General features: G+C 64.5%; 11 protein-coding genes and 1 pseudogene. 9 read left to right on the plus strand and 3 right to left on the minus strand.

All coding sequences use genetic code 11. The features are described 5' to 3' along the window. The 8 genes and pseudogenes from NA619_RS13260 to NA619_RS13295 all read left to right on the plus strand — a co-directional run. Nucleotides 1-673, plus strand: a 673-nt coding sequence (locus NA619_RS13260; RefSeq protein WP_255962323.1) for a thermostable hemolysin, incomplete at its 5' end; no start/stop codon positions are given. Then, nucleotides 657-2093, plus strand: a pseudogene (locus tag NA619_RS13265) (AMP-binding protein); the annotation flags it as partial. The gene NA619_RS13260 and the pseudogene NA619_RS13265, both read left to right, overlap by 17 nt. After that, nucleotides 2082-2792, plus strand: a complete 711-nt coding sequence (locus tag NA619_RS13270; protein ID WP_423836837.1) for a TenA family transcriptional regulator — start codon at nt 2082-2084, stop codon at nt 2790-2792. The pseudogene NA619_RS13265 and the gene NA619_RS13270, both read left to right, overlap by 12 nt. Further along, nucleotides 2779-3615 carry an SDR family oxidoreductase gene (locus NA619_RS13275; RefSeq protein ID WP_255962324.1) on the plus strand — a complete coding sequence of 279 codons (837 nt, stop codon included), beginning with the start codon at nt 2779-2781 and terminating at the stop codon, nt 3613-3615. Before NA619_RS13270 ends, NA619_RS13275 begins: the two co-directional genes overlap by 14 nt. Beyond that, complete coding sequence (locus tag NA619_RS13280; protein ID WP_255962325.1) at nt 3612-4262, plus strand: tetratricopeptide repeat protein; 651 nt, start codon at nt 3612-3614, stop codon at nt 4260-4262. The genes NA619_RS13275 and NA619_RS13280 overlap by 4 nt, the downstream gene beginning before the upstream one ends. A 62-nt stretch (nt 4263-4324) precedes the next feature. Then, nucleotides 4325-4984: a response regulator gene (locus tag NA619_RS13285; protein ID WP_255962326.1), complete on the plus strand. Its 660-nt coding sequence runs from the start codon at nt 4325-4327 to the stop codon at nt 4982-4984. Next, a complete protein-coding gene (locus NA619_RS13290; protein ID WP_255962327.1) occupies nt 4978-6399 on the plus strand; it encodes an ATP-binding protein in 1422 nt (473 codons plus the stop codon). Before NA619_RS13285 ends, NA619_RS13290 begins: the two co-directional genes overlap by 7 nt. 121 nt (nt 6400-6520) lie before the next feature. Beyond that, complete coding sequence (locus NA619_RS13295) at nt 6521-7072, plus strand: cytochrome b (protein WP_042927768.1); 552 nt, start codon at nt 6521-6523, stop codon at nt 7070-7072. Nucleotides 7073-7815: 743 nt separating this feature from the next. On the opposite strand, the gene NA619_RS13300 is transcribed toward NA619_RS13295, so the two are convergent. From NA619_RS13300 to NA619_RS13310, 3 genes are read right to left on the minus strand one after another with little or no spacing between them, the layout of a single operon-like run. Further along, entirely contained in the window at nt 7816-9201 is a 1386-nt protein-coding gene (locus NA619_RS13300; RefSeq protein ID WP_255962328.1) for a sensor histidine kinase, read from the minus strand. Beyond that, nucleotides 9170-9856 carry a response regulator transcription factor gene (locus tag NA619_RS13305; RefSeq protein WP_255962329.1) on the minus strand — a complete coding sequence of 229 codons (687 nt, stop codon included), beginning with the start codon at nt 9854-9856 and terminating at the stop codon, nt 9170-9172. The genes NA619_RS13300 and NA619_RS13305 overlap by 32 nt, the downstream gene beginning before the upstream one ends. After that, on the minus strand, nt 9856-10677 hold the full coding sequence (locus tag NA619_RS13310; RefSeq protein WP_255962330.1) for a MipA/OmpV family protein: 822 nt from the start codon (nt 10675-10677) through the stop codon (nt 9856-9858). Before NA619_RS13310 ends, NA619_RS13305 begins: the two co-directional genes overlap by 1 nt. Before the next feature lie 212 nt (nt 10678-10889). On the opposite strand from NA619_RS13310, the gene NA619_RS13315 reads away from it, so the two are divergent. Beyond that, nucleotides 10890-12311, plus strand: a complete 1422-nt coding sequence (locus NA619_RS13315) for an efflux transporter outer membrane subunit (protein WP_255962331.1) — start codon at nt 10890-10892, stop codon at nt 12309-12311. Nucleotides 12312-12342 lie beyond the last annotated feature (31 nt).

Consider the following 12342-nt stretch of genomic DNA (forward strand, 5'->3'; position numbering starts at 1 on the left):
TGATCAAACTGACGTACTGGCGTGTATCGGCCGTGAGCCGGCGCTTACCCTGCAACTGGCGCAGGCCGATGCAGGCGAGCGGCGCGCAGCACTGGAACGCTTCATCCACCAACGGTTCGCCGAGCACTATCAGGCACGGGTTCGGCACTTCATGCCCTGCCTGCTGGGCCTGCATGACCAGAACGGCGAGGTGCAGGGGGCGGTCGGTCTGCGCAGCGCCCAGCGTCGGCCGCTGTTTCTCGAGCGTTATCTTGACGAACCCATCGAGCAGGCCGTGAGCCAGCGCCATGGGCATACGGTGCCGCGCGAGGAGATCGTCGAGGTCGGCAACCTGGCTGCGTTCGGCAACGCCTCGGCGCGCCTGCTGATCGTCGCGCTGACCGACCTGCTGGTCGCCCAGGGTTTTCGATGGGTGGTGTTCACCGGCACGCCGGCCTTGCTCAACAGCTTTCAGCGCCTCGCGCTCGATCCGCTGCCACTGGGTCTGGCCGATCCGGCGCGCATGGGCGATGAGCTGGCCGACTGGGGCAGCTACTACGCCAGCCGCCCGCAGCTGATGGCCGGCGAGATCCTGCCCGGCCACCAGCGCCTGCTGCAACTCGGCATCTACGCCCGACTCGGCTACCAGCCGCTGTTCGATGCCACGGAGGTGCCCCATGCAGCCTGCAGCTGAACGCTTCTGGGCGACGCTCGACCAGCACGCCGGCATCGCGCTGAGCGAAGGGCCACGTCAGCTGAGCTATGCCGAATTGCGCCACGAGGTCGCGGCGCGCGCCGCCCAGCTGCAACGGCTCGGCGTGCAGCGCGTCGCCTTGGCGCTGGACAATGGTCTGGAGTGGGCGCTGTGGGATCTGGCCCTGCTGCGCGCCGGTCTGGTCTGCGTGCCGCTGCCGGGATTCTTTTCCCCGGCGCAGCAGGAGCATGTGCTGAACCATGCCGGCATCGACTGCCTGATCGGCGCAGTCAGCTCTTTCAGCGAGCGCTGCGGCTTTCGTCCGACCGCCGGCGACCTGTTACAGCGCCAACCGGATACCGTCACGCCGGTGCCCGACGGCACCCTGAAGATCACCTATACCTCCGGCACCACTGGCCAGCCCAAGGGCGTCTGCATGGATGCCGAAGCGCAGCTGGCGGTGGCCGAGAGCCTGCGGCAGGCCAGCCTGCCGTGCGACGTGCGACAGCACCTGTGCGTGCTGCCGCTGGCGACGCTGCTGGAGAACATCGCCGGGCTCTATGCGCCGCTGCTGGCGGGTGCGCGGGTCGAACTGCGGCCGCTGGCCGAGATCGGCTTCAGCGGTGCGGCGGGCTTCGAGCTGCAACGTTTGCGGGCCACGCTGCAGGCCAGCCAGCCGCACAGCCTGATCCTTCTGCCGCAGCTATTGCTGGCGCTGGTCAGCGCCGCTGAGCAAGGCGTGCCATTACCCGCATCGCTGCGCTTTATCGCTGTGGGTGGCGGTCGCGTGGCACCGCAGCTGCTGGAGCGCGCCGAGCGCCTCGGGCTGCCGCTGTTCGAGGGCTACGGCTTGTCCGAATGCGCCTCGGTGGTCTGCCTGAACACACCCGAGGCGCGGCGCATCGGCACGGTCGGCCGGCCGCTGCCACACGTCGAGCTGCGCTTGGCCGACGATGGCGAGGTACTGGTGCGCGGCCCGCACATGCTCGGTTACCTCGGCGAACCGCCACTGACCGGCGAGTGGCTGGCCACCGGCGACCTAGGCCATTTCGAGGATGGCTTCCTGATCCTGCACGGGCGCAAGAAGCATCAGTTCGTTACCGCGTACGGACGCAACGTCAATCCCGAGTGGGTGGAGGCCGAGCTGGTACAGCAGGCGTCCATCGCCCAGGCCTGGCTGCATGGGGAGGCGCTGGCGCAGAACGTCGCCGTGCTCGTACCTCGCCGCCCCGAGCTGAGCGATGCCGAGCTGCAGGCGGCGGTCGAGCGGGTCAATGCCGGCCTGCCGGACTACGCCCGCGTACACCACTGGCTGCGCGCCGCCCAAGCCTTTCGCCCCGACAACGGCCTGGCCACCGCCAATGGCCGCCTGCGCCGCGACGCCCTGTTCAGCCACTACCAAACGGCCATTAACGCTCTTCTTTTTCCTGACTTCGAGGTACGCAGCATGGAATTTTTCGACCAACTGCAACAACAGACCAACAGCGAGCGCGAGTACCTGCTCGGCGCGCCGATCATCCACGCCGCGCTAGCCGGCACTGCGACCCGCGCGCAGTACATCGCTTTCCTCACCCAGGCCTATCACCACGTCAAGCACACCGTGCCGCTGTTGATGGCTTGCGGCGCACGCCTGCCGGAGCGCCTGGAGTGGCTGCGCGAGGCGATCGCCGAATACATCGAGGAAGAAATCGGCCATCAGGAATGGATCCTCAACGACATCCGCGCCTGTGGCGGCGATGCCGAGGCGGTGCGCCACGGCCAGCCGGCACTGCCCACCGAACTGATGGTCGCCTATGTCTACGACCGCATCGCGCGGCACAACCCGGCGAGCTTCTTCGGCATGGTCAACGTGCTCGAAGGCACCAGCATCGCCCTGGCGACCCAGGCCGCCGGCGTGCTGCAGGACAAGCTCCAGCTGCCGGCCAAGGCATTCAGCTACCTGACCTCCCACGGCAGCCTGGACATGGAGCACATCGAGTTCTTCAAGAAGCTGATGAACCGCCTCGACGACGAGGACGACAAGGCCGCCGTGGTGCACACCGCTCGCGTCGTCTACCGACTCTACGGCGATATCTTCCGCAGCCTGAGCGCGCCGGAGCACAGCCATGCAACTGCGTGACGCGCGCATCCTGCTGACTGGCGCCAGCGGCGGCATCGGCCAGGTGCTGGTCGAGCGGCTCTGCGCGAACGGCGCACGGCTGTTGTTGGTGGGACGCGACAGTCTTGCCCTGGAAGCGCTGGCGCGCCGCTATCCAGGGCAGGTCAGCCTGGTCTGCGCGGACCTCACCCAGCGCAGCGGCCGGTACACGGTGCTCGATGCCGCGCGGCGTTTCGGCGGCCTAAACTGCGTGATCAATGCCGCCGGAATCAACCAGTTCAGCCTGCTCGAACAGCAGGACGAGGACGCCATCGCCCGCCTGATCGGCGTCAACGTCACCGCCACGCTGCAGCTGACCCACCTGCTGCTGCCGCTGCTGCACCAGCAACCGCAGGCGCTGCTGGTCAACCTCGGCTCGACCTTCGGCTCCATCGGCTACCCGGGTTTCACCGCCTACTGCGCGAGCAAGTTCGCCCTGCGCGGCTTCTCCGAAGCGCTGCGGCGCGAATTGGCCGACAGCCATGTCAAGGTGCTCTACGTGGCGCCCCGCGCCACCCGCACGGCCATGAACAGCGCCGACGTGGTGGCGATGAACAACGAGCTGAAGGTAGAGATGGATGATCCGCAAGAAGTCGCGCGACAGATCGTCCATGCCATCGCCGCCGAGCGAGAGGAGCTCTACCTCGGCTGGCCGGAAAAACTCTTCGTGCGCCTCAACGGGCTCCTGCCGCGGCTGGTCGACCAGGCCTTACGCAAACAGTTGCCGGTGATCAAGCGCTTCGCCCGTGCCGACCAGCCGCTGCCGCCCTCGTCCCAACCCACCTCTATCGGAGAACACCCATGAAGCGTCTGCTTGCTCTATGCAGCGTCCTGCTGGCGTTTGCCAGTCAACCCTCCTTCGCGCTCAGCCCGGCCGGCGAATCATCGCTGCGCCAGATCCAGACGGGCTGGGCGGAGATCAACTACCAGCTGCCCCCAGCGCAGCGCGAAGAGGCCTTCGCCCGACTCGCTTCGGAGGCCGAAAGCGCGGTGGTCGGCGAACCGCAGGCCGCCGAGCTGCACATCTGGCACGGCATCGTGCTCAGCACCTGGGCCGGCGCCAAGGGCGGGCTCGGTGCGCTGAGCCTGGTCAAGCAGGCCAAGGCCGAACTGGAGAAAGCCATCGAACTTGATCCGCAGGCCCTTGATGGCTCGGCCTACACCAGCCTCGCGAGTCTCTACTACCAGGTGCCCGGCTGGCCGATCGGCTTCGGTGACGAGGACAAGGCCGAGGCGCTGTTCAAGCAGGCGCTGGCGCTGAACCCGAACGGCATCGACCCGAACTACTTCGATGGTGATTTCCTGCTGCGCCAGAAGCGCTATGGCGAAGCACGCGCCGCACTGGAAAAAGCCATCGCCGCACCCGCCCGCCCCGGTCGCGAAGTCGCCGATGCCGGGCGCCGCGAAGAGGCCCGCGCGCTGCTGGCCAAGGTCAAGGAAAAACTGGAATAACCGGTTGCGACGGCGTTGAATGCAAAGCAATGCCACAAACCCTTCAGGACGACAGAAACGACATGCGCATTCTGCTGGTGGAAGACGATCGTGCTCTTGGCGAGGGCATCCGCACTGCGCTGAAGCCGGAGGGTTATACAGTGGACTGGCTGCAGGACGGTGCTAGCGCGCTGCATGCTCTGAGCCACGAGAGCTTCGAGCTGGCCATCCTCGACTTGGGCCTGCCGCGTATGGACGGTCTGGAAGTGCTCAAGCGGCTGCGCGCCAGCGCCAACCCCGTACCTGTGTTGGTACTGACCGCGCGCGATGCCACCAGTGATCGCATTGCCGGGCTGGACGCCGGCGCCGACGATTACCTGGTCAAACCCTTCGATGTCGCCGAACTTAAGGCTCGCCTGCGCGCCCTGCTTCGGCGCAGCTTCAATCGCCCGGAGCCGACCCTGGAGTACCGCGGCATTCTGCTCGACCCGATGAACCAGCAGGTCAGCTACCAGGGCGCGCCGATCAATCTGCCGCGCAAAGAATTCGTCCTGCTCCACGAGCTGATTGCCCAGCCCGGCCGGGTGCTGACCCGCGATCGGCTGCAGCAGGTGCTCTACGGCTGGGACGAGGAGGTCGAGAGCAACGCCCTGGAGGTGCATATCCACCACTTGCGCAAGAAGTTCTTCCCCGAGCTGATCCGCACCGTGCGCGGGGTCGGCTATCTGGTGGACAAATGCTGAGGCGCTCTATCCGCAACCGCACCCTGGTGCTGGTGCTCGGCATCCTGCTGCTGTCGCTGAGCCTGATCTCCTGGCGCAGTTATCGCGACGCTCGCCACGAGATCGAAGAGCTGTTCGACGCCCAGCTGGCGCAGAGCGCGCGGCTGGTGCAGGGGCTAGTGATGCGCCAAATGGAGCCGTCAGCCCGCCACGCGCTGCAGAGCGCCTTGGACGCCGCGGTGAACGTGCGGCGGAATCAGGGGGTGCCCGGGCATCATTACGAAACCAAACTCGGCTTTCAGGTCTACGCCGCGGATGGCAGCAGCGTGCTGCAGTCGGCCGGCGCACCGAACGGCGCCTTGCAGGAATTGGCCAACGCAGACTCGGCGTCGCCCTTCAGCGCCCTGAGTGGCGGCTATCACGACGTGCAGCTCGACGGCCATGCCTGGCGCCTGTTCCTGTTGCACGATCCGGAGGACGAACTCTGGATTCTGGTCAGCGAGCGCGACGATGTACGCGGCGAGCTGGTCGGGAAGATCGCCCGGCGCAGCCTGCTGCCCGACTTCATCGGCCTGCCGCTGCTTGCACTGCTGATCTGGCTGGCGGTGGGCTGGGGCTTGCGCCCGCTGGCGCACATGGCACAGCTGCTGAAGAATCGCGATCCGGACAACCTCGCGCCGCTGCTGCTGGCGCCGCTGCCGCAGGAGTTGGAGCCGGTGGCCGCCTCGCTCAATCGCCTGCTGCAACAGGTCAATCAACTGGTCGATCGGGAAAAACGCTTCATCGCCGATGCGGCTCATGAACTGCGCACACCGCTGGCAGTGCTGCGCATTCACGCCCAGAACGCACAACAAGCCGAGCAGCAGGAGGACCGTGAAGCCGCGCTGCAGCAACTGCTGACCGGCGTCGATCGCACCACGCGTGTGGTCACCCAACTGCTCACCCTTGCCCGCCTGGAACCCAATGCGCAGCCGCTGCTTCCACAGCAACTGGACCTACTGCCGCTGTGCCGTGAATGCCTCGCCGAGCTGACGCCGCTGGCCCTGGCGCGCGATCAGGAACTGACGCTGGAAGCTGACGACGTGGCCGATCACCGGCTTCCCGGCGATGTCGCCGCGCTCGCCACGCTGCTGCAGAATCTGGTCGGCAATGCCCTGCAGTACACGCCCGATGGCGGGCAGATTCAGGTCAGCCTCCAGACCATGGAAAACGGCGTCAGCCTGCGCGTGGATGACAGCGGTCCGGGCGTGCCGGCAGCGCAGCGCGACAAACTGTTCGAGCGCTTCTACCGCCAGGGCGACGGCCAGGGCGCGGGGCTCGGCCTGGCCATCGTCGCACGCATCGCCGAACTGCACGGCGCGACCATCGAACTGGCGGACTCACCGCTCGGCGGGCTGCAGGTCGCCGTGCACCTGCCCCGCCAGCCACACCACTAGCCCAGACCGACCAGCGGCGAGCTGCCGCGACCGCCCGCCGCAGGCGCAACGGGCATTCGCTAAGGTTCGCTTAAGGCTGGCGCCCTAGACTGCCGACATTCCCCTACTCGGAGTGTGTGAAATGACTGCATCGAACCCTCTGGCACGCTACGGTCGCCTGAGCATTGCCCTGCACTGGCTGATGCTGCTGTTGATCGCAGCCGTCTACGCGACCATCGAACTCAAGGGCAATTTCGCCAAGGGCAGTGAACCGCGCGAACTGCTCAAGCATTGGCATTTCATGCTCGGCCTGACGGTGTTTGCACTGGTCTGGCTGCGCTTGGTTGCGCGCTGGCTGCATCCCGCACCCAGAGCGGTCGCCGGGGCCGGCTGGGAACGCGCGCTGGCCAAGCTGATGCATCTGGCGCTGTACGGACTGATGATTGGCCTGCCGCTGCTCGGCTGGCTGACCCTGAGCGCGGCGGACAAGCCGATTCCCTTCTTCGGCCTTGAGCTGCCGGCGCTGATCGGCGCCAACAAGGAGCTGGCCGGCGAGTTCAAGGAGCTGCATGAAACGCTGGCGGTGGCCGGCTACTGGCTGATCGGCCTGCACGCGGCGGCGGCCTTGTTCCACCAATACGTGCGCCGCGACGGCACCCTGTTGCGCATGCTGCCGCAGCGCCACCAGGCCTGACGCGCAAACACGACAACGCCCGGTCGACTCACCATCGACCGGGCGTTTTCATGGGTCAGCCGAGCAGTTCGCTGAACGGCAGATACTCTACCGTCTCGCCTTGCCATGCGTGCGGTTGCGCTTGTTAGATGCCATTGCAAGGTTCGCGCCGTCATTGCGTGGTGCTTATTGCGGATTTTCTCGGCCGAGCAGTCCATCAGACGCGGGTCCTGCGTCGTTGCTGTTCATAACGGGCGATACGCTCTAGGTGTCTTGGTCCGACAATGTGCGGCCTTTACCCAACCGCATGTTTCATTGATGAACGCCTCGGCCTGCAACACTCAATTGAACGAATCCGCCCCGCAGAGTGGTCGGAAGCCACAATCGTCATCTATCCCCATCCTTTTCCCTTTAGGCCCATGACAATAGCTGAGCAGGCAAAGCAATCGAGGGAAAAGCCACCTCTCTGTAATGGCGCGGATCGGCAGCTTCTGGCCGGTAGCGGTCCTTCGCGCCCTGCACTACTCACAGCATCGGCAGATCCCAGCAACGCTAGCGTGTTCGTCCAGCGGCTGAAGTCATTACAACCTAGCTATCCCGATGAGCGCGTAGGATTGGTCCCCGGCTAACGCACGGGTCAGGCGCGTAGCCTGGAACTCTCAGCTAGCCATTCGGCTTCGATACCTTGAGCGCGCATTCCCTTTGATGCGACGGGGCGCTCGACCTTCTCCAGAACCCGATACTCCGCTCTCAAGCTATGACGCCTAAACCTGCTCTGTAGGACTATCAGAGCGGGAGAGCCGGAACGACAGCCCTGGTTGCATCCGCTGAACCGCCAGCGTCCAACCATGAGCCGTGGTGATTTCCTGGCAGATGGATAACCCAAGTCCTGCGCCATGATCGCGTCGATGGGCGCCGCGCCAGAACCGGGTAAACAGGTGCTCCAGTTGCGCTTCCTCTATCCCTGGGCCCCAGTCGCGTAGCGTCAAGGCGTCGGTGCTGACTGCAATATGAATCTCGCTTTCACGTGGGGCATGCTGAATCGCGTTTTCCAGCAGGTTCTTGAGCAAGGTGAAAAGCGCACCCCTATCAGCCAGCCAGTGCGGATCGCTGCCCCCAGTGATCAACAACCTCACCTCCGCGAGGTCGGCCATGCGCTGAAGATAATTGACGGCCTCATCGGCCACTTCACGAACATTTACCTTGGCGAACCGGTAACTCTGGATCTCGCTCGCTTCCGCCAGGTGCAGCAGCTGGTGTACTTGGCGCGTCATGTGCTCGACATCATTGAGCAGCGATTTGCGTTCACGGCCATCGTCCATTAATTCGATCTGCGCGCGTATCAGCGCAAGCGGCGTCTTCAACTCATGAGCGGCAGTGGCGAGAAACTCTTGCTGCACGCGATAACCGTGCTCGAGCCGCTCCAGCACGTTGTTGAAGCTGACCACCAGCGGGGCGATTTCACTCGGGATGGCATCGGTCTGAAGGCGAGCGTGGAGCGACCGGGGCGAGATCTCCGCAGCCGAGTTCGATACGTCTCGCAGCGGCTTGAAGGTATACCGCAAGGTTACATAAACACTGGCACCGAATACGAAGAGCAGAACCAGGCTGAACAGCGTGATGCCCATGCCGGTAAACGGCAAAGAAAAGGCCTTGTAGACCAGATGCAGGAATCGCGTACTGGCGGTGAATTGCAGATACCAGGTCTGACCCTCGTGCACGACCGCCTCGGTGGCGCCATGCATGGTCACGCCCCTCTGCTGGAACTCGAAGCTGCCAGGTACAGGCTGGCCCGCCGCGGCGCTGTCAGGCCAGATGACCTCGCTGCCCGGAGAGGACAGAACCACACTCCCCGCCTCGTCCAGCACGCGATAAGCGGTCTCGCGCTTCAGGCTTTCGAATATCCATTCGACGTCGAAGTCGGTTACGTCGAGCCCCACGGGTTTGCCGCTGCTGTCGAAGAGCAGGTCATCGACCATACCTTTGGTGGTATCGGCGACCTCAGCGTCCGATATCAAGCCACGTTGCGCAGTGGTCAGCGAGAAGACCGCCAGCACCAGCAGGGCTGTGGTCAGCGTGGCGCACGCGATGTAGGCGAGCATTACCTTTACGGCGAGACTATTGAGCCGCATCTTGCTCACGAAGCGCATAACCGTGCCCCCGGACGTTGATGATGATCTGGCCCGAGCCGATAACGAGCAGCTTGCGGCGAATACAATGAAGGGCTACATCCAGGGCATTCGGCGTGACCGCCTCGCTCAGCCCCCAGGCTGCCGCCTCTAGCGCGGTGCGTCGCACGACATCCTGCGGCGTGCGCAGAAACAGCACCATGATCTGCAATTCCGCAGGTGACAGCGCGACGCTCTTTTCACCGCACCAGAGCACGCCGGTGTCGGTGCGCAGGGTCAGATCGCCACAGGTGGGATCAAGGGTGCTGAGCACCACCGGCCGACGCAAAAGTGCCCGCACACGCGCCACCATTTCGTCCATGGCAAAGGGTTTGGGCAGGTAATCGTCCGCGCCAGCATCCAGACCTTCGACGCGGTCATGCAGCGCATCGCGTGCCGTCAGCACGAGGCAAGGCAAGCCCAGGCCGGCCTTGCGCAGTTTCTGCAGCAGGACCAGCCCATCGCCGTCCGGCAGCCCCCGATCGAGGATCATCGCCTGATAGGAAACATGCTGGATCGCCGCCCATGCGGCATCGACTCGGCTGACCACATCGACCGCAACGCCAGCGCCTGCCAGCCCTTTGCAGATCAGATCAGCCAGCCGTTCGTGATCCTCGATCAGGAGAATGCGGCTCATCAGAAGCGGTACAGGTAACCGAAGCTCACGCTGTTCTCGGTGGAGCTATCCACCAGCGGGCTGTCTTCGATTTCGCTTGCAAGACGTACAGCTTCCAGATCGAGAATCACGGAGTGGTGCTTATCGACCGTGTAGGTTCCGCGCACGCCAAATTCAGTATTGATACCGGACTTCCCTTCATAGGTAGGGCGATCGAAACGGGCTTCGTCGCTGCGAACGCCGAAATAGTAGTCGACGTACTCCTTGTCCTGCCAGATAGCGGCCAGTCGCGGCGTGAGGGTGATGTGTTCGCCCCACCTCCAGGATCTTTCCAGCTCGAGGGTCACGCGCTGGCCGTCACTATTGCCGGACGCGTCTGCAAGCCACTCGGCGGACACGTCAAACATCTCGTGCTCCCACCTAGCCACTGCCCCCGCCCAGACACCGCCATCGCGGTCATCCATGCCATCGAGAATTCTCGCGTCGCCCTCTTCATAGCCGCCGAAGTCGTAATCCGCCACGAGGTTGAACTCGAGTTCGCTCGACTCGCTGATTTCGAGGCCCGGCAGTTTGATCTCGGCACGCGGCCCGAATATCTGCACATAGTCGTTCTCGAAATAGATCAGCGGTATCACCTCGTTATCACGATCCATATCGGTATAGGGCTGCTGACTGCTGGCCAGGCCGATGCCCAGCCCCCAGGAGGAGGTCCCTTCTGCGCGCTCTTCTTCAGACGCGCTGGCTGTAAAGGTCACGCTCAAGCCAACCACAAAGGCTGATGCGGTCATGGTGCGCACGAGCGCACTGGATCTATTGGAAACTGACAGGTGAAAAGAACGCATGGGGCTCTCCAGAGCAAGGATGAAAGGCGCCCCGATCATTGAGAGCTTCTACTTACTGGATACTTACTGCCCGACACTTATTTATTTACCCGCCGGTAAGGGTTCGGAAAGTTTGCCCGCCCGATAGTTACTCCCGAGCAACGCAAGGCCAGCGGCCAGTGCTGCCGCGTTCACGTGAGGCTTTGCTCACGCAGAAAAGGGAGAACGTCTTTTTGAACCTATTACTGAGCCTGTCATGGAGCGTGCTAGCAGCCGTTATGCTCGCCGGCTGCGCATCCATCGAACCGGCCCCCACACCCGGCAGCGCCGATGCGCCGGTCGCTTCGCAGTGGCATGCCCCGCTTGCCCATGAAGGCAGTGTTGGTGAGCTCCAAGACTGGTGGGGACAGTTCGACGACGCGCTGATGCTGAGCCTCATCCTCGATGGCCAGTCTGCAAGCGCTAGCCTGGCCGAAGCGGTTGCGCGTGTCGCTGATGCGCAAGCAGCACGCGTCGGGAGCGTGGCCGTGCTGATGCCGTCCCTGGACGCGGTGATCGACTCAAGCAGGGGCCACTCCGAACTGGGCGCACCGGTTGGCTCGCTCTCGTCTGCTGGCCTGCAGGCAAGCTGGGAGCTGGACCTTTTTGGTGCCAACCGGGCAGGCGCCAGCGCTGCGCAGGCCCAGCTGGAAGCCAGTCTGGCCGGTTGGCATGACGCACGCGTATCGATAGCCGCGGAGATCGCCACCACCTATGTGGAGCTGCGTGCATGCGAAGCACAGACTCTCCAGGCCGAGATGGACGTCGGGTCACGGCGCGAGACGGCTCGACTGACTGACCTAATGGCGAACAGCGGCTTTCAAGCATCTGCCGAGGCGGATCTGGCCCAGGCCAGCGCGGCGCAAGGCCAGGTCACCCTGGCCGAGCAACGCGCGCAATGCGAATACCTCGTCAAGGCGCTCGTCGCCCTGACCGCCCGAAACGAGCCTGAGTTACGCCAAGCCCTGGCAGGCGCCACTGCCCAGTTACCCCGACCAGCAGCTTTTCGCGTCGACACCGTGCCCGCTCAGGTGCTGATCCAGCGTCCCGATATCCATGCCGCTGCGCGCGATGTGGTGGTCGCCAGTGCCGAGTCGGTACAGGCCCAGGCCTTGCGCTGGCCGCGCGTCACGCTGAGCGGAAACATCGGCAGCACGCACATGACCGAAGGCGGCGTCAGCACTGATGGCACCGTTTGGACCGTCGGGCCGGTGTCCGTGACCATCCCGCTGTTCGACGGCGGCGCCCGTCGGGCGAACGCGGAAGCAGCCCAGGTGCGCTACGAGGTCGCGACGGTGGTGTATGCCGAGCGGCTGCGCAACGCCATTCGTGAAGTGGAGAACGCCCTCGTCACACTGCAGAGCACCGCCACCAGAGGCGATGACGCTCGCCGCGCGGCAGACGGTTTCGAACGCTCGTACCGCGCGGTCGAGTCTCGCTATCGGGTCGGCAACGCCAGTCTGTTCGAGCTCGAGGATGCACGGCGCAGCATGGTCGCCGCCCAGGTTGCCCTCATCGAACTGAGACGCGAGCGTGTCGCCAGCTGGATCACGCTGTACCGAGCGGTCGGCGGCGGCTGGGCTGCGGATCAGCTGGAGGACATCGCCGGTGCCTGACGTCCATTTGAATCCATTCGTGCACTGCCCC

This window comes from Stutzerimonas stutzeri (assembly GCF_024448895.1).
Taxonomy (GTDB): domain Bacteria; phylum Pseudomonadota; class Gammaproteobacteria; order Pseudomonadales; family Pseudomonadaceae; genus Stutzerimonas; species Stutzerimonas stutzeri_Q.

Excerpts from the sequence above, each read along its gene's own strand:
- NA619_RS13310 (WP_255962330.1), bottom strand. The coding sequence starts at position 10,677 with ATGCGTTCTTTTCACCTGTCAGTTTCCAATAGATCCAGTGCGCTCGTG.
- NA619_RS13305 (WP_255962329.1), bottom strand. The coding sequence starts at position 9,856 with ATGAGCCGCATTCTCCTGATCGAGGATCACGAACGGCTGGCTGATCTG.
- NA619_RS13300 (WP_255962328.1), bottom strand. The coding sequence starts at position 9,201 with ATGCGCTTCGTGAGCAAGATGCGGCTCAATAGTCTCGCCGTAAAGGTA.
- NA619_RS13280 (WP_255962325.1), top strand. The coding sequence starts at position 3,612 with ATGAAGCGTCTGCTTGCTCTATGCAGCGTCCTGCTGGCGTTTGCCAGT.
- NA619_RS13275 (WP_255962324.1), top strand. The coding sequence starts at position 2,779 with ATGCAACTGCGTGACGCGCGCATCCTGCTGACTGGCGCCAGCGGCGGC.
- NA619_RS13290 (WP_255962327.1), top strand. The coding sequence starts at position 4,978 with ATGCTGAGGCGCTCTATCCGCAACCGCACCCTGGTGCTGGTGCTCGGC.
- NA619_RS13295 (WP_042927768.1), top strand. The coding sequence starts at position 6,521 with ATGACTGCATCGAACCCTCTGGCACGCTACGGTCGCCTGAGCATTGCC.
- NA619_RS13285 (WP_255962326.1), top strand. The coding sequence starts at position 4,325 with ATGCGCATTCTGCTGGTGGAAGACGATCGTGCTCTTGGCGAGGGCATC.